Annotated in this window: 12 protein-coding genes; 9 read left to right on the forward strand and 3 right to left on the reverse strand. The window is 74.0% G+C overall.

Annotated features, from left to right (window positions below):
• Positions 1-121: 121 nt before the first annotated feature.
• Positions 122-244: a hypothetical protein gene (locus tag ACW14Y_RS40175; protein ID WP_380444072.1), complete on the reverse strand. Its 123-nt coding sequence runs from the start codon at positions 242-244 to the stop codon at positions 122-124.
• Positions 241-2,892: a class III lanthionine synthetase LanKC gene (gene lanKC, locus ACW14Y_RS40180; RefSeq protein WP_456985311.1), complete on the reverse strand. Its 2,652-nt coding sequence runs from the start codon at positions 2,890-2,892 to the stop codon at positions 241-243. Before lanKC ends, ACW14Y_RS40175 begins: the two co-directional genes overlap by 4 nt.
• A 648-nt stretch (positions 2,893-3,540) precedes the next feature.
• Between lanKC and ACW14Y_RS40185 the strand changes: the two genes are divergently transcribed.
• From ACW14Y_RS40185 to ACW14Y_RS40195, 3 genes are read left to right on the forward strand one after another with little or no spacing between them, the layout of a single operon-like run.
• Complete coding sequence (locus ACW14Y_RS40185) at positions 3,541-5,010, forward strand: pyridoxal phosphate-dependent decarboxylase family protein (RefSeq protein WP_456985312.1); 1,470 nt, start codon at positions 3,541-3,543, stop codon at positions 5,008-5,010.
• On the forward strand, positions 5,007-6,191 hold the full coding sequence (locus ACW14Y_RS40190) for a sulfotransferase family protein (RefSeq protein WP_456985313.1): 1,185 nt from the start codon (positions 5,007-5,009) through the stop codon (positions 6,189-6,191). The genes ACW14Y_RS40185 and ACW14Y_RS40190 overlap by 4 nt, the downstream gene beginning before the upstream one ends.
• Positions 6,188-7,417 (forward strand): cytochrome P450, encoded by a 1,230-nt coding sequence (locus ACW14Y_RS40195; RefSeq protein ID WP_456985314.1) that lies wholly within the window; start codon positions 6,188-6,190, stop codon positions 7,415-7,417. The genes ACW14Y_RS40190 and ACW14Y_RS40195 overlap by 4 nt, the downstream gene beginning before the upstream one ends.
• A gap of 59 nt (positions 7,418-7,476) precedes the next feature.
• On the opposite strand, the gene ACW14Y_RS40200 is transcribed toward ACW14Y_RS40195, so the two are convergent.
• Complete coding sequence (locus ACW14Y_RS40200) at positions 7,477-8,091, reverse strand: helix-turn-helix domain-containing protein (RefSeq protein WP_456985315.1); 615 nt, start codon at positions 8,089-8,091, stop codon at positions 7,477-7,479.
• A gap of 142 nt (positions 8,092-8,233) precedes the next feature.
• Between ACW14Y_RS40200 and ACW14Y_RS40205 the strand changes: the two genes are divergently transcribed.
• The 6 genes from ACW14Y_RS40205 to ACW14Y_RS40230 all read left to right on the forward strand — a co-directional run bounded on the left by ACW14Y_RS40205 (position 8,234) and on the right by ACW14Y_RS40230 (position 16,208).
• Positions 8,234-9,223 (forward strand): alpha/beta fold hydrolase, encoded by a 990-nt coding sequence (locus tag ACW14Y_RS40205; protein WP_456985316.1) that lies wholly within the window; start codon positions 8,234-8,236, stop codon positions 9,221-9,223.
• A 216-nt stretch (positions 9,224-9,439) separates the two neighbouring features.
• A complete protein-coding gene (locus ACW14Y_RS40210; RefSeq protein WP_402723992.1) occupies positions 9,440-10,633 on the forward strand; it encodes a hypothetical protein in 1,194 nt (397 codons plus the stop codon).
• A gap of 107 nt (positions 10,634-10,740) precedes the next feature.
• The gene (locus ACW14Y_RS40215) at positions 10,741-11,997 is read left to right on the forward strand and encodes a COG4705 family protein (protein ID WP_456985317.1); all 1,257 of its coding nucleotides are present in this window, start codon (positions 10,741-10,743) and stop codon (positions 11,995-11,997) included.
• Positions 11,998-12,413: 416 nt separating this feature from the next.
• Positions 12,414-12,860 carry a peptidase inhibitor family I36 protein gene (locus tag ACW14Y_RS40220; protein ID WP_380308557.1) on the forward strand — a complete coding sequence of 149 codons (447 nt, stop codon included), beginning with the start codon at positions 12,414-12,416 and terminating at the stop codon, positions 12,858-12,860.
• An 82-nt stretch (positions 12,861-12,942) separates the two neighbouring features.
• A complete protein-coding gene (locus tag ACW14Y_RS40225) occupies positions 12,943-13,905 on the forward strand; it encodes a hypothetical protein (RefSeq protein ID WP_456985318.1) in 963 nt (320 codons plus the stop codon).
• Between the two features lie 224 nt (positions 13,906-14,129).
• The gene (locus ACW14Y_RS40230; protein ID WP_456985319.1) at positions 14,130-16,208 is read left to right on the forward strand and encodes an MDR family MFS transporter; all 2,079 of its coding nucleotides are present in this window, start codon (positions 14,130-14,132) and stop codon (positions 16,206-16,208) included.
• Positions 16,209-16,397 lie beyond the last annotated feature (189 nt).

A 16,397-nucleotide genomic window follows, 5' to 3' on the forward strand; every position in this document is an offset into this window, starting at 1 on the left:
CCGGACCTGAATGACCTGCCCGGGCGAGCGGCTTGTCCGCTGTCGGCCCGGGCGCAGCACCGCGCCCCTTCCCGCCCGGCCGGTGCCGGGCTGGAAGGGGCGGTCCGGTGCCGGCCGGAGGCTAGTACGCGCCGTCGTCGACGAACGTGCTGGCGTAGATGCTGAAGCAGGGGAAGGGGTACGCCTCTTCCGTCTGGTCGTCGCTCTGGGCCTCCAGTTGCTGGAGGGCGAGGATCTCGGTCATGGGTGGTTGCCTCCGTTGTCTCGTGAGTCCCGCGAGTCCCGTGAGTTCCGTACGTCCTGTGGGTCTCGTGGGTCTCGTGGGTGGGTGGGATCCAGGGTGAACCAGTCGTCACCCGGGCCGTGGAGGGCTCGGTGCAGTGCCAGCAGGATTCCGGCGCTGCCGTTGGCCACGTCGGCGCTGAAGCGCAGTGAGCCCGTGCCGAGCCAGCGGACGCCGTCGCCGTGCGGGACGGCGTACTTGAGGAGCCCGGTCGCGAGCCGCAGCGCGTCCTGGCGGTCGGCGTCCTGCTGGGTGCGGTCGGCGTGTTCGGAGAGCAGGTAGACCAGTCCGGCGAAGCCGTCGTGCAGGCCGGCCTGGAGCGCGCTGACCTTGCGGGCGTCGGCGAGGACGCGGGGCAGGGCCGCGAGGAGGCGCTCGTCCGCGGTGGCGGCGTAGCGCAGCAGGACGGTGCCGATGCCGGCCGACCCGGTGGCCAGGTACGGCATGACGCGCCGGTTCACGGCGTTGTCGGCGAACGAGAGCGAGCCGTCGGGCAGTGCCACCGCGCGGTCCAGCTCCTCGTGCAGCAGCGCGCGCCCCGCCGACAGCCAGCGCGGTTCCCCCGTCTCGCCGGTGAGGTGGTGGAGGAAGAGGGCCAGTCCGGAGCGGCCGTGGAACAGGCCGCGGGCGTCGTGGGCACCGAGCGTCGGAGCCAGGTCCGTGCCGTGCCGCAGGATCGCGTCGCCGGCGGCCGCCGCGCGGTCCAGGTGGCGCGGGTCGCGGGTGAGGCGGTGCAGGGCGAGCCAGGCCAGGCCGATCCCGGCCCGTCCGTCGGCCAGCGTGGTCGTGGTGGCCGTCAGCGGGTGGCGGTCGGCCGCGTGCAGCAGGTCGATCGCCTCGTCGAGGTGCCCGGTGCGGGCCAGCGCCCGTGCGACGCCGGCCGAGCCGACGGCCAACCCCGGGGGCAGCGTGTCGGCCGCGCCGAGCGCGTCCGCGCGCAGCCGCTTGCGGACCTCGTCCGGGACCGGGACGCCGGCCCGGCACAGGGCGTGCGCCACACCCGCCGTTCCGTAGGCGACGCACACCGTGTTGGTGCGGAACCCCTGGGGCGACGGTGGGAAGACCCAGTCGGGCCGGTCGGTGTCGGCCAGGGCGAGCAGTCCCGAGGCCGTCCGCTCGGCGAGCAGGGTCAGGCAGCCCAGCGGGTCGGCGTCCACCTGCCCGGGGTCGGGAAGGGTCCACGCCCGGTCGTCGCCGGACCGTCGGAAGGCGGTGGCCCGCTTCCAGAGGTCGTGCGGAACCGGCGACCCGGCCGCCAGGTCGCGTCGCAGTAGCGCGAAGTTCGCCGCCGTCAGCCGGGGAGCGTTGTGGAAGGGCGCGAGCAGGGTGAGCGCGAGGGCCGACAGGCCGTAGCGGTCGCCGAACAGCGGGTCGGCGCGGTGTTCGGCGGTCAGGGCCGGGGGCGGCACGAAGCCGGGAGTGCCCATCCGGGCGGGGCGGGCCTCCAGCGCGGTCGCGGACTCGAAGTCGACGAGCCTGGCGTCCCCGGCGGGGGTGACGATGACGTTCCCGGGGCTGACGTCGCCGAACCGCAGCCCCAGCGCGTGCAGCCGCTCCAGGGCGTCGTCGAGCGAGCCGAGGACGCGCCGGCAGGCGGCGTGGTAGCGGTCGAAGTCCGCGGCCGGCCGGTCGGCCAGCAGCACGGGCGACGAGCGGTTGATCCACGTCACCAGCGGCAGTCCCTCGACGTACTCCATGACGAGGAAGTCGTGCTCCCACTCCGTGAACCGCTCCAGCGGCCGGGGGCACACGCCCTCCGCCGCCGCGTGCACGGCGGTCAGGGTGTCGAACTCCCGGCGCAGCCGCTCCTGGGCGCTGACGCCGTCCCAGGTGTAGCCGTTGTGCGGGCGGGCCTCCTTGACGAGGACGAGCTGCCCGGTACGCGTGTCCCGGGCCCGGTAGGCGCCGCCGGCGTTGCTCGGCTGCAGCACCTGGACGATCTCGTAGTCGCGGAGGCGGATCGCACCGAGGTGAGGGGCCGGCTCCTGGTCGACGAACGGGTCGCGGACGCCCTCGGGCAGGACGAAGTACGGCAGCCGCCGGTCCGGCACGTCGTGCCCGTGCCCGTCGGTCAGCAGCGGTTGTGCGGTGCCGTCGGGCAGCAGTCGGCTGCGGCGGCCGAACGCGCCGTAGCGGTAGTGGACGGTGCGGGAGTCCCGGTAGCGGCGGTCGCTGAGGACGTAGGCGCCCTCCTCGCCGTGCAGGGCCTCGGCGAGTCGGTCCAGCAGCCGTGCGGCGACGGGGGTGTCCGGCGGGTACACGGCGCAGAACTTGCCCGCCTGGGACCGGGCGCCGTGCTTGTGGTGGAGGGCGAGGAAGAAGAAGTGCGCCGAGAGGTGCTTGAACGGCACCTCCTCGGCGAAGCAGATGTCCGCCACGGCGTCGAGGACGTGCTGGGCCCGCTCCGGGCGCGCCGATACGTGGATCTTCCAGCCCTGCTCGGCCCGGCGCGCCCCGGGGGTGCTCCACGCCGTCCAGACGCCCCGCTCGCTTCCGCGCCAGCCGGCCGCGACCCGGGCGGGCACGAAGCGCCGGCCGGGGTCCGCCATCGTGCCCAGCGGCGCGTAGAACTGCTCGTCGGCGAGTGCATCGGACAGCGCGTCGAACAAGTCGGTCTCCTCCACGTGGTCGTTCGCCCGCCCGCCTCCGGCCGGCCGTCGAGTCGCGGCAGGACCGCCTCGGCGCGGTGACCCCGGGGCCGTCACCGGCCCGGCGTTCCCGTTTCCACGGGGCGCGCCGCGGAAGCGCGACGAGCCTCCCCGGTCGCGCCCGTGCCTCCGGAACGGCCGCCGCCCCGACGGACGGGACGTTAGGCGCGACGGGTTCGACAACGGTTCGGCCGCGGTATGGGAACGCCTGTTCCGAGGACGGCGCGGGGTTCACCGGTCGGGCCGTTCTGCCACCGACTGCTGTGCGGATCGGACCGGTTGGACGGAACAGTTGGCAGGCCCCACGAGCCCCTGCCCTACCACGCCCCCGCACCACCGCGTACCCGCCGGGCCCGGAGCCCGGCGGGTACGCGCGTCAGCCCGCCGCCGAGGAGCCGCCGCGGACCGCCGGCCGTTGCGCGGCGGTGCCGCCAGGCACGCTCGTGGCTCGGGCTCCGGGCGGCGGACCCGAAGGGCGTACTTGTCACGCCCCCACCGGAAGTACCACAGTGTGACTCCATGGACACCAGCGGTGATGGCGGGGCTGACGGAGCGCCGGACGAATGGCGGGATCCGCGGCGGATCGGACCGCCTGCGGGGGGCCGTCCGGTGAACGCCTCCCTGACCCTGCCGGCGGAGACGGTGACCGCGTTGGGTCACCGGGTGTGGGAGATCCTCTCGGGACACCTCGGGGCCGGGTGCCGAGGCCTTCCGGTCGCCTCGCCGGGCTCGGCCGCCGAAGCGGTGCGGCTGCGCTCCGAGCCCCTGCCCGACGCCCCCGCGGACGATCCGATCGCCCTGGTGGACCAGGTGGGCCGGCTGTTGCGCGAGGGCAACGCGCACCCGGACCATCCGGACTTCCTCGCGTTCGTGCCCTCCCCGGGGACCGTCACCGGGGTGCTGGGAACGGCGCTGGCCGCCGGGTTCGCCGTCCCGACCGGATGGCGTTTCACCGGGAGGGTCTCCAGCGCGATCGAGTCGGCCACCGTCCGGTGGCTGGCCGAGCTGATGGGCCTGGCCCCCGGGACGTCCGGTCTGTTCGTGTCGGGCGGTTCGGCCGCCAACCTGACCGCCCTGACAGCGGCGCGCGACGCGCTCGTCGGGACCGAGGCCCGCGGCGCCACCGCCTACTTCTCCGACCAGACCCACCTCTCCGTCCCCCGCGCCCTGCACGTCCTGGGCATCGGCGAGGACCGCCTCCGGGTCCTGCCCGGGGACACGCACCGCCGGATCCCCCTGCGCAGCCTCGCCCGGCAGGTGGCCCGGGACCGCCGCGCCGGTCTGCGGCCCTTCCTCGTGGTGGCCAACGCGGGCACGACGGCCACCGGTGACGTCGACCCGCTGCCCGAACTGGCCGCCTTCTGCCGCGAGGAGGGCCTGTGGCTGCACGTGGACGGCGCGTTCGGCGCCGCCGCGGCGCTGACCGAGCGCGGACGCCGCATGCTGGCGGGCCTGGACGCGGCGGACTCGGTGAGCGTCGATCCGCACAAATGGCTGTTCCAGCCCGCCGGGACGGGATGCGTGCTGCTGCGCGACCCGACCCGCCTGACGCGGGCGTTCGGCGTCGGGCTCCCCGGGTACCTGGACGCGGGCACCACCGGCCACGACGAGGGCGAGGTGGACTACCTCCACTGGGGGATCGAGCAGACGCGGGAGTTCCGGGCACTGCGCCTGTGGCTGTCGTTGAAGGTGTTCGGCGCGGACGCCTTCCGCGCCGCCGTGGACCGGGGCCAGGCGATGGCGGACGACATCGCCGCGTACATCGCCGCCCGGCCCGGGCTGGAGGTGGTGACCGGTCCTTCCCTCGCCGTCGTCACCTTCCGCGCGCTGCCGCCCGCCACCGGGCCCTTCCCGTCCCCGGAGGACACCGACCGGGCGGTGGACGAGGTCTGCCACGACCTGCGGTCGGAGGGGCGGGCCATGGTGGTCGGCGTGACCGTGGCCGGCCGCAGGGTCTTCCGGCTCTGTGTGATCAACCCGCGTGCGCGGTACGAAGGGCTCCGCGCCCTGGTCGACCGGGTCGCCGAGCTGTGGAGGGCTCGAACGGCGCCCACGGGGCGGCCGGGGGCCGCCCCGTGAACGCGGGGCCGGTGCCGGGCCGCGCACTCTCCGCGGACGGGAACGGTCGCGGGCGCGCACCCGTCGAGCGTCTCGACGCCGCCGCGCTGCGGGCCGAGGCGGTACGCCGCACCGGTCTGGCGGACTTCGGCGCACCCGGTCACGGACCGGCCCTGGACCTGCTCGTCCAGGCCCTGGAGACCGAGGCCCGGCTCAGCCCGGCCGGCCGGGCCGAGGCGCGGGACACCCTGCTCCGCGCGCTGTGCACCCGGCTGTGGCTGCACGCCCTGCCCGTACCGCCGGTGCGGCAGGAGCCTCCCGTCGTCCTGGTCGGCCTGCCGCGGACCGGCAGCACCCTGCTGCACAGGCTGCTCGCCCACCATCCGGCGCTGCGGGCCCCCCGTCTGTGGGAGCTGCTGGCGCCGGTCACCCCGCCGGGGCTCCGGGCGGCGGATCTGTTCGCGGACGCCGAGCGGCACGTGGCCGATCTGGTCCGGACCGCACCCGATCTGGCCCGCGTCCACCCCACCGGGGCGAACGAACCGGAGGAGTGCGAACACCTGATGAACACGGACTTCCGCAACAGCGTCCTCGGCCTGCTCAGCTATCGGGTGCCCACCTACGCGTCCTGGCTCGCCGGGCAGGACCTGACGGCCGCCTACACGCTCCACCGGGCCCAGCTCGCCCACATCCTCGCCCGGCGTCCGGCGCCGGCCTGGTCCCGGCTCGTCCTGAAGAGCCCCGCCCACCTGTGGCACCTGCCCGCTCTGGACCGAGTCCACCCCGGCGCGAGGTTCGTCGTCCTCGAACGCGGCCGCGAAGAGGCGATCGGCTCCGTCTGCGGCCTCGTGTCGGCGGCCCGCCGCAAGCGCAGCGAGGCCGTCGACCCCGTGGAGATCGGCCGGGACATGACCGCCGCCACGCAGGCCGGACTGTCGAGGATGTACGCCTTCACCACCGACCCGTCGGTCGCCGACCGATGCCTGACGGTCCGCTTCGCCGACCTGGTGGCCGACCCCGACACCACCGCCCGGCGGGTGGTGGACTGGCTGGGGCTGACCGCCGACGGCGCCCTGCGCCGGCGCTGGCACGACCACCTCTCGCGCAACCCGCGTCCCGAGCACGTCCACCCCCGCGAGGCCTGCGGTCTGCCGCCCGCCGGTCCGCGACCCGCGTCCCACGATCCGGAGGCGACGTCATGACGACAGCCGCTCCGCACCCCGGCCGGCTGCCCTATCCCTTCGACCGCGCCCACTGCCTGTCGCCCATGCCCCACAACGGGCTGCTGACCCTGCCGGGCCTGGCCCGCATCACCCTGCCCAGCGGCGATCCGGCGCACCTCGCGGTCCGCCACGCCGACGTCCTGCGCGTCCTCACCGACCGCCGGTTCAGCCGCCGGGCCATGCTCACGGCACCGGGCGGGCCCCGGTGGACCCTGGCGGACCGCGACGAGCCCAGCCTGCTCGGCCTCGATCCGCCGGACCACACCCGGGTCCGCCGGCTCTGCGCCCCCGCCTTCCGCCGCGACAGCGTCGCCCGCCTCGCCCCCGCGGTGGACGGTCACGTGCACCGTCTGCTGGACGCGGTCCTCGACGCCGGTACGGGCCCCGAACCGGTCGACCTGCACCGTGCGTTCGCCCTCCCGCTGGCCGAAGCCGTCGTGTGCGACATCCTCGGGGTGAGCTCCGCGCACCGTGCGCCGCTGGTCGAGTGGGCACGGCACAAGCTCTCCCTGACGTCGCTGCCGCCCCAGCGGGCCCGGGCCGGCCACGAGGCACTGCGCGCCCACTACGACCGACTGTTCTTCTCCCCGCGGACCGCCGACGCCCTGGTGCCGGGCGGGTTGCTCCACCGGCTCCGGGACGCCCACGCCGCCGGACACCTGAGCCGGCCCGAACTCCTCGCCACCGCCGTCAACCTGTTCGTCGCCGGACACGCCACCACGGCCGCCACCCTCACCAACGGCGTCCTGGCCCTGCTCAACCACCCGAACCAGTGGCAGGCCCTGCGCGCGGACCGGACACTGCTCCGGCCGGCCGTCGAGGAGATCCTCCGCTTCGACACCATCGCCGACGTCGGGCTGCCCCGCCTGGCCGTGGCGGACGTCACCGTCGCGGCGACCACGATCAGGGCCGGGGAGGCCGTCGTCCCCTCCCACGCGCACGCCGGACGCGACCCCGCTGTCTTCGTCCGACCCGACGACTTCGACATCACCCGCCCGCCGGGTCCCCACCTCGCCTTCGGGCACGGCCCCCACCGCTGCATCGGCGCGGACCTGGCACTGCTGGAACTACGGACCGCGATCGGCGCGCTCGCCGACCGCGCACCGCACCTTCGTCTCGCGGAGCCCGCCACCGCGCTGCCTTTCCTCGGTGGCTCCCTGATCGGCGGGGTCGAGCGCCTGCCCGTCAGGACGCACGCCCCGTGATCCGCTCCGCCCCGTCCCCAGGTCCGGACACGCGATGTCCGCGCCGTGGAACGGTCCGGTCAGAGCCCCGTACCACCGGGTCGGAGGGCCGGAGTGCGCGGTCGAAGGCGTTCCCCCTGCGGCCCGAACATGATCAGGTACTCGACCGGTCCGCCGGGCCCGGCGTTCGCGACTCCGTGGGCGGTGCGGGTGTCGAACTCGACCACCTCCCCGGCGCTCAGCACGAGGTCGTGGTCGCCGAGTGCCAGCCACAGCCGCCCGTACAGGACGCACAGCCATTCGTACCCGTCGTGGGAGACCTGCCGCGGCCGCTCCGGCGGCGCGTCGACGGCGGGCAGGACGTGCTTGTGGGCGTGCAGGCCCCCGACGTACCGGGTCAGCGGCAGCACCGCCTTGGCAGGGGCGGACCGCTGCGGCGCGGGGGAACGCGGTCCGTCCGCCGCGGCGGACGCGGTGCCGGCCAGCTCGTCCAGTGAGATGCCGTACGCCTTCGCGAGCCGCAGCAGTACCTCCAGGGTCGGCTTCCGCCGGCCGGTCTCGATCCGTGACAGCGTGCTCGGCGAGATCCCGGTCGCGCGGCCGACGCCGTTGAGCGTGGCACCGTTCCGCTCGCGCGCGGTCCGCAGCCGGGGGCCCATGGCCGCCAGGATGTCGGCGGTGCCGTCGTCCGTCACCGTCGCCCAGCTCCTCGAGGTCTTGCCCGTGCACCGCGCTGTGCTGCCAGTTTGCCAGAACGGCAACGCTGCTCGCCCCGGGCGGCCGCCGCGCCCCATGATCGACGGGTAACCGCGACCGCCCGTGAACCGAGGAGAAGCCATGCACCGGCCCGCGCCGTCCGCCCACCCGCGTCACCGCACCGTCGAGGCACCCGCCGGACGCCTGCACCTGGTCGAGCAGGGCACCGGACCACTGGTCCTGCTCGTCCACGGCTTCCCCGAGTCCTGGTACTCCTGGCGCCACCAGCTCCCGGCGCTCGCGGCGGCGGGGTACCGGGCGGTGGCGTTCGACGTGCGCGGCTACGGCCGCTCCTCCAGGCCCGCCGCGACGGACGCCTACCGGATGCTCGACCTGGTGGAGGACAACCTCGCCCTGGTGCGCGCCCTGGGGGAGGAGAGCGCGGTGATCGTCGGGCACGACTGGGGCTCCGGCATCGCGGCGGCCTCCGCCCTGCTCCACCCCGAGGTCTTCCGTGCCGTCGGCCTGCTGAGCGTCCCCTACACGCCGCCCGGCGGCCCCCGCCCCACCGACGTTTTCGCGCGGATGGGCGGCGACCAGGAGTTCTACGTCTCCTACTTCCAGGAGCCCGGCCGGGCCGAAGCGGAGATGGAGCCCGACCTCCGGGGATGGCTCGCGGGCTTCTACGCGGCGATGTCCGCCGACACCATGCCCGCCCACGGCGAGCCCGACCCGCACTTCGTGGCCCGCACCGGCGGCCGGCTGCGCGACCGCTTTCCCCGCGGCGGGCTGCCCGCCTGGCTGACGCAGGACGACCTCGACGTGTACGCCGGGGAGTTCGAGCGCACCGGTATGACCGGGGCCCTCAACCGCTACCGCACCATGGACCGCGACTGGGAGGACCTCGCCCCGTACGGCGGAGCCCCGATCGAGCAGCCGTCGCTGTTCATCGGCGGCGCCCTGGACGCTTCCACCACCTGGATGGCCGACGCGATCGACGCCTTCCCGACCACCCTCCCCGGCCTGGTCTCCAGCCACATCCTGGACGGCTGCGGGCACTGGATCCAGCAGGAGCGCCCCGAGGAGGTCAACCACCTGCTGACCGCCTGGCTCGCCTCCCTCCGGAGCTGAATCGGCGGGGCGGCGAGGTGGGCACGGCGCTCCGGTGCCCGACCACCCCGCTGGACGCCGGCGGCGCCCGGACGCCGCCCCGGCGGGCCGTCAATTCCGCGGCGATCCCTTGAACCCGTGTTCACCCGGCCGTTCCCGGAGCGGTGCACGCTGCTTCCGGCACAGCCCTTCGCACGGCACGGCCCTTCCCACGGCGCACCCTCCGGGAGACAGCAGATGAACAGACGTATGTACGCGGCCGCGAGCCTCGCCCTCGCGCTGAGCGTGGTGCCGGCCACCACCGCGACGGCGAGCCAGGGCGGCCACGCCCGCGGCGCCCGCGCGCCGTTCACCCTCGCCGTGTACGGCGATGCCCCGTACGGCACCTCGCCGAGCGACACCAGCGAGTTCCTGGCCACGCCGGCGTTCATCGCGAACGTCAACGCCGACCCGGACGTCAGCACCGTCGTCCACGTGGGTGACATCCACTCCGGCAAGCAGTACTGCACCGCCGCGTACGACGAGTCCGTCGCCGCGCTCTGGAAGACCTTCGCCGACCCGCTGGTCTACACCCCCGGCGACAACGAATGGGCCGACTGCCACAAGGCCGCCGAGGGCGGCGGCAAGTACAACGCCGCCACCGGGAAGATCGACCCCGTGCTCGACCCGGCCACCGGGCAGCCCGTCGACCACGCCGCCGGCAACCCGGTCGCCAACCTCGACCTGGTCCGCAAGAACTTCTTCCCGCGGGCCGGCCACACCCTCGGCAGCGGCACGCTGCGCGTGCTGTCCCAGGCCGAACTCCCCGACCGGGCACACCCCGAGGACGCCCGGTACGTCGAGAACGTGCTGTGGATCAAGAACGGCACGCTGTTCGTCACCATCAACGTCCCCGGCGGCTCCAACAACGACGCCGACCCCTGGTACGGCGCGCCCACCGCCTCCCAGGAGCAGCTCGACGAGGCCGCCCGGCGCACCGCCGCCGACCTGCGGTGGCTCGACACCGCCTTCGCCGTCGCCCACGTCGGCGCCGTCTCGTCGGTCGTGGTCACCACCCAGGCCGACATGTGGGACCTGGACGGCAAGCCGGCCACCCACGTCGCCGGCTACGAGCCGTTCGTCGCGAGCCTCGCCTCGCACACCGCCGCGTTCGCCAAGCCGGTGCTCCTGCTGATGGGCGACTCCCACGTGTACCGCTCGGACAACCCGCTGAGCCAGGGCGCGCCCTGCGCCGGCGACCAGGACGTCTGCTCCTCCGACGCCTGGAACAGCCACCCCGGCTACAGCGTCCCGAACTTCCACCGCATCGTCGTCCACGGCAGCACCGTGCCGCTGGAGTGGCTGAAGCTCACCGTCACCCCGGGTGCCCACCACCCGACGACCGACACCTCGTTCGGGCCCTTCAGCTGGAGCCGGATCACCCAGCCCTGACCCTCCGCCCGGGAGAGCGGTCATGCCGGCCGCTACCGCCCGGCGGACGCACCACCCGGGACCGGTGCTCAGGTTGCGTTCAGGTTCGTTGTGCGAGCCTCGGCCGCATGGTTACCAACACTGAACGGCGTTCCGCCGTGACCGACGTCCACGGGCTGCTGAACAAGGTGCCCGAGGTCACGGTCTGGTTCTGGGTCATCAAGATCCTGTGCACCACGGTCGGCGAGAGCTTCGCCGACTGGATCAGTACGACCCTCGGCGTGGGGCTGGTCAACACCTCGCTGATCTTCACGGTCGTCCTGGCCGCCGTCCTGACCTGGCAGTTGCGCACCCGGCGGTACGTTCCGTTCGTGTACTGGCTCACGGTCGTGGTGCTGAGTGTGACCGGCACGCTCTACACCGACATCCTCACCGACAGCCAGGGCGTGCCCCTCGTGGTGAGCAGCAGCGTGTTCACGCTGGTGCTCACCACGGTGTTCGGCATCTGGTACGCCCGTGAGCGGACGCTGTCGATCCACAGCATCGTCACCCGCCCCCGGGAGCTGTGCTACTGGCTGGCGGTCCTGGTCACCTTCGCTCTCGGTACCGCGACCGGCGACTGGACCCTGGAGCTCACCGGCTGGACCCCCGGGGTGTCGGTACTGCTGCCGCTGGGCCTGATCGCGTCGATCGTGCTCGCGTGGCGCCTGGGTGCGAGCACGGTGCTGTCCTTCTGGCTGGCCTACATCCTCACCCGCCCGCTCGGCGCCAACCTCGGCGACTGGTTCGCCTCGCCGAGGGGCGACGGTGGCCTGGGCCTGGGCACCGCGGTGACCAGCGTGCTGTTCCTGGCCGCGATCCTCGCCACCGTCCTGCACCTCACCCGAAGCCGCGCCGACGTCCTCGAGTCCCGGAGCGAGGACCGGGCCCTGCGGGCGGCGGACCCGTCCCGCGAGAGGATCATGCTCGGCTACTACGCCGTCGTGGCCCTCGCCACCGCGGGCCTCCTGGTCTGGGCGCATCAGCAGCCGCACGCCGCCGCGGCGAGCGAGGAAGGCGATTCGGCGGGAGCGGCCGCCGCCCCGCTCACCCCCGAGCAGGCCACCGCCTCGTTCCCCGCCGCCGAGGTGGCGAAGTTCCGCACCGTCGCCGCCGACACCCTCACCAGGCTCGACTCCGGCGACCAGGCCGGGGCGACCGCCCGGATCGCCGACCTGGAGAAGGCCTGGGACGACGACCAGGCCGCCCTGCAACCCAGGAACCAGCAGGCGTGGACGCTCCTCGACGGGCAGATCGACCAGGCCCTCAAGGCACTGCGCGCCTCCAGGCCGGACAGGGCGACCGAGGTGAAGGCGCTGGACACCCTTCTCGCCTCGCTCGGCTGACCGGCGCCGGGCCGGCCAGGCGACGCGCTGCCCGGGCGCGTCGTAGGGCGGTACCGGAGGGGTCCGGTGCCGCCCTGCGACGCGTCGTCGACCCGCACCGGCCGGTGCGGGTCGACGACGCGTCCGTCCCCGGTCGTGCCCGGCGAGCGGTTCGGCTTCGACCGCTGCCTGCGGGAATCACCGGTTCCGGTGTGTGCCGGGGAACGGCCGGTGAATCCGCGGTTCCGCTGCGGGGCCGGTGGTCCGGCGGGGGCGCGGGGGCAGGTGGATCGGCCACGGATTGGCTGCAAACCGTGCAGACAGCGATTCGGAAGTGGATCTACCGTTTCCCGCCGAGGGGGCAGCTTCGCCTGCCCTCTCGGGTTCGGGGACCGGATTTCGTACCACTCGATCTGCCCTACGGAGGAGAACTCGACATGTCCGTGAAGAAGACAGCATCCCGCCTCGCCCTCATCGGCGCGACCGCCGCGCTCGTGCTCGGCGGCCCGGGCGGCCTCGGCGGCCAGGCCAACGCCAGCGTCGAGAACATCGACAACTGGAACTCGTTCACCTGTGCCCAGAAGGGCGGCTACTACTGCCTCTGGTACAGCCCCAACCACGGCGGCGGCATCTGGAGCAGCAACGTCGTCGCCACTCCCACGATCAGCGGGAACTTCAGCGACGGCAACCCCGTGCGGAACAACGCCGCCTCCGCCGAGAACGCGAGCGCCTGCAACGTCGGCATCTGGGTCTACCCCAACTACATGGGCGACGAGAACTGGCTGAGCCCCAACCGGGGCGGCAACCTCACCCCGTGGCTCAGGAACAACGAGGCGTCGATGGCCCTGGACGACGCCACGCGCTCCTTCTGCCCCACCGTCTGACGATCCGCCCCGTGGCCAGGGCCTGCCCGCCGGAACGAACACCGGCGGGCAGGCCGCCTCGCGAACCCGAAGGAGAACAGCCGTGACTGCCGCAGCGAGAGTCCGCCGAGGGCGGCTCCTGGCGCCGGTGCTGATCGCCCTGGCGGTGACCGGCTGCTCCTCCGGGCAGGCCGCGCCGCCGCCCGCCGCCGACCCGCCCGCCGCGGCGCCCCCGCCCGCGGTGGTGGCGACCCCCACGCCCGAGCCCTCGCAGGTGGCCGAACTCCAGCTGCCGATCGCGGAGTACATGCTGACGCCCCAGCAGTCGGCCGAGCTGAAGTGGCTGAACACCAAGAAGGTCGCCGTCTGCATGAAGCAGTACGGCTTCGACCTGCCGATCGCACCGGCTCCGGTCGTCTCGGCCTCCGACTCCCTCCTGTTCCGTCGCTACGGCCTGACCGATCCGGCAAGCGTCAGCACCTGGGGCTACCACCTGCCCAAACGCGACACCGCCACTCCGCGGGCCACGCTCTCCCCGGCGGAGAACGCCCTGCTGCTCGGCCGGGACGCCACCGGCAAGCCGCTGACCAGCTCGAACGGCCAGGCGGTGCCGACCGGGGGCTGCCAGGGCAAGGTGAACACCGATCTCCGGTCGCTGCAGCCCGGCGGACAGGGCCCGGGCGGCGGCGCGTCCCAGCTCGCCGGGCAGACCAAGGCCGACAGCTTCTCCCGCTCGATGGCCGATCCGCGGGTGAAGGAGGTCTTCGGACGCTGGTCGGAGTGCATGCGCGCCGCCGGGTTCACCGCGCCGAACCCGGTCGAGGCCGGAGCGGACCTGCCGTCCGTGAAGGCACCCGAGCCGGACGCCGCGGAGATCCGCATGGCGCAGACCGATGTGGAGTGCAAGACGCGCACCAACCTGGTCGGGCTCTGGTTCGCCGTCGAAGCCGACTACCAGAAGGCCGCGATCGCCCAGCAGCCGGAGGCGTTCGCGGCGCTCAAGATCGAGCGGGACGCGCAGGCCGCCCGGCTCGCGCAGCAGATCGCCGCGCTGCCCGGCGGCTGAGCGCGAGGAGCGTCGCACGGGCGTTTCCGCCGGTCCGTCCACCGCGCCCGGTGCCCGGCCCCGTGGCGACCGGGGCGCCGATGCCCGCCCCGCTCCGGTGGCGGGGTCCGGCGGCAACAACGTCCGGCCCCGCCGCTCCCGGGGCCGGCCCCGCCGAGCCCCCCGTTCACCCGGACGACGGAGCCCGATCGCGGGGCCCGCGGCCTTGCGGCGAGGCTGTCGGCATGACCGTCGACACCGAGAACCCGCCGTCCGCCCCGCCGGTGCTGGATGTCCGGCAGCGGAACGTCGTCTTCGCCACCATCGTGCTCGGCATGCTGCTGGCGGCCCTGGACCAGACCATCGTCGGCACCGCGCTGCCCACCATCGTGGCGGACCTCGGTGGGGCGGCGCACATGTCCTGGGTGGTCACGTCCTACCTGCTCGCCGAGACGGTGGCCACCGTGCTGGCCGGCAAGTTCGGCGACCTCTACGGGCGCAAGGTGCTGTTCCAGATCTCCGCGATCGTGTTCATCACCGGCTCGTTCCTGTGCGGCCTGGCGACGAACATGACGCTGCTGATCGCCTGGCGCGCGCTCCAGGGGATCGGCGCGGGCGGGCTGATGGTGACGGCCATGGCGCTGATCGCCGACGTCATCCCGCTGCGCGAGCGGGGCAAGTACCAGGGCGCGATCGGCGCCGTGTTCGGCGTGGCGACGGTGATCGGGCCGCTGCTCGGCGGGCTGTTCACCGACCACCTGTCCTGGCGCTGGGCCTTCTACGTCAACGTGCCGATCGCCGTCGTCGTGGTGGTCGCCGCCGCCCGGACCATCCCCTCGGTGCGGGCGGCCGTCCGGCCTGTCGTCGACTACCTGGGCATCGCCCTGGTCACGGTCGGTGCGAGCGCGGTGATCCTGGCGACCAGCTGGGGCGGCAACGAGTACCCCTGGACCTCCGGGGTGATCATCGGCCTGTTCGTCGGCGGCGCCGTGGCCCTCGGACTGTTCTGCTGGGCGGAGACCCGGGCGGTCCAGCCGATGCTGCCGATGCGGCTGTTCCGCACCCCGGTGTTCGCGGTCTGCTCCGTCCTCAGCTTCATCGTCGGCTTCGCGATGCTCGGCGCGCTGACCTTCCTGCCGACCTTCCTGCAGTACGTCGACGGGGACTCGGCGACCGTCTCCGGCGTGCGGATGCTGCCGATGGTGATCGGCCTGCTGCTCGCCTCCGTCGCCAGCGGCAACATCGTCAGCAAGACCGGGAAGTACCGGATCTTCCCGATCGTCGGGACCCTGGTGATGGCCCTGGGCCTCTACCTGCTGTCCCGCCTGGAGCCGGACACCGGTACCGTGCTCGCCTCCTGCTACATGTTCGTCCTCGGCGTCGGCATCGGGCTGAGCATGCAGGTGCTCACCATCGCGGTGCAGAACACCGTCGACTACGCGGACCTCGGCACCGCGACCTCCGGGGTGACCTTCTTCCGCACCATCGGCAGCTCCTTCGGCACCGCCGTGTTCGGGACCGTCTACGCCAACAGCCTCAGGACCGAGCTGGCCGAGGGAGTGGCCGAGTCCGCCCGTTCGACCGGCGCCGACCCCGCGGCGCTCACCCGGGTGGCCGAGAGCCCGCAGGGCCTGCACGGCCTGCCCGCCGACCAGGCGGCGCCGATCGTGCAGGGCTACGCGGACGCCCTGCACACCGTGTTCCTGTGGACCGTGCCGGTGGCCCTGCTGGGCTTCGTGGTCGCGCTCTTCCTCAAGCAGGTGCACCTGCGGGACACCGCCCGGGCGGGCTCCACGGACCTCGGCGAGGGCTTCGCCCAGCCGACCAGCGGCGACTCGGACCAGCAGCTGGAGTCGGCGGTCGGCCGGATCGTGCGCGGGGCCGACCTCGACACGGTCCGCTCGATCGTCGGCGGCGCCGACACCCGGGTCGACCTCGCCGGCGCCTGGGCGCTGATGGAGGTCGCCGGCCACACCAAGGCGGTCGGCCAGGCGTCGCTGACGCTGATCGGCGCCCGCAAGCGCGTCCCGCCGGAGGTCCTGGAGCCGGTGTTCGAGCGGATGGCCGGCGAGGGGCACCTCACCCGCGACGGCGACCGGCTGGCCCTCACCGCCACCGGCACGCACGAGGTGCGCGCGCTCGCCCGTGCCTGGTCCGACTGGCTCAACGACCGCCTGGAAGCCGATGCCGGGCGGCCCCGCAGCCCGCAGCTGCGGACGGCGGCCGAGGCGATCGCCTGGCGACTGCTGGTCGAGGACCTCGCCAACGGCCTGCCCGCCCACGTCCGGGAGAAGGCGGTGGCGGCTGTGCGGGAGCCGTCCTGACCGGCTCCCGACCCGGCGGCGCCGAGAACCGCGACCACCGGCCGCGCGAGGAGAGCGGCTGCGTCGTTCGGGTGATTCCCGAAGGCACGGGCAGACCCCGGGGCGGCCGGCTCGGCGAGGACCGGATTGTTCGGCGTTTTGTTCAATGACCGAGGACCGAGCCGGAACAATCCCGGTGCGCTAGACCGG

It is taken from the genome of Kitasatospora sp. cg17-2 (assembly GCF_054031055.1).

Excerpts from the sequence above, each read along its gene's own strand:
- ACW14Y_RS40195 (WP_456985314.1), top strand. The coding sequence starts at position 6,188 with ATGACGACAGCCGCTCCGCACCCCGGCCGGCTGCCCTATCCCTTCGAC.
- ACW14Y_RS40230 (WP_456985319.1), top strand. The coding sequence starts at position 14,130 with ATGACCGTCGACACCGAGAACCCGCCGTCCGCCCCGCCGGTGCTGGAT.
- ACW14Y_RS40210 (WP_402723992.1), top strand. The coding sequence starts at position 9,440 with ATGAACAGACGTATGTACGCGGCCGCGAGCCTCGCCCTCGCGCTGAGC.
- ACW14Y_RS40205 (WP_456985316.1), top strand. The coding sequence starts at position 8,234 with ATGCACCGGCCCGCGCCGTCCGCCCACCCGCGTCACCGCACCGTCGAG.
- ACW14Y_RS40220 (WP_380308557.1), top strand. The coding sequence starts at position 12,414 with ATGTCCGTGAAGAAGACAGCATCCCGCCTCGCCCTCATCGGCGCGACC.
- ACW14Y_RS40175 (WP_380444072.1), bottom strand. The coding sequence starts at position 244 with ATGACCGAGATCCTCGCCCTCCAGCAACTGGAGGCCCAGAGCGACGAC.
- ACW14Y_RS40215 (WP_456985317.1), top strand. The coding sequence starts at position 10,741 with ATGGTTACCAACACTGAACGGCGTTCCGCCGTGACCGACGTCCACGGG.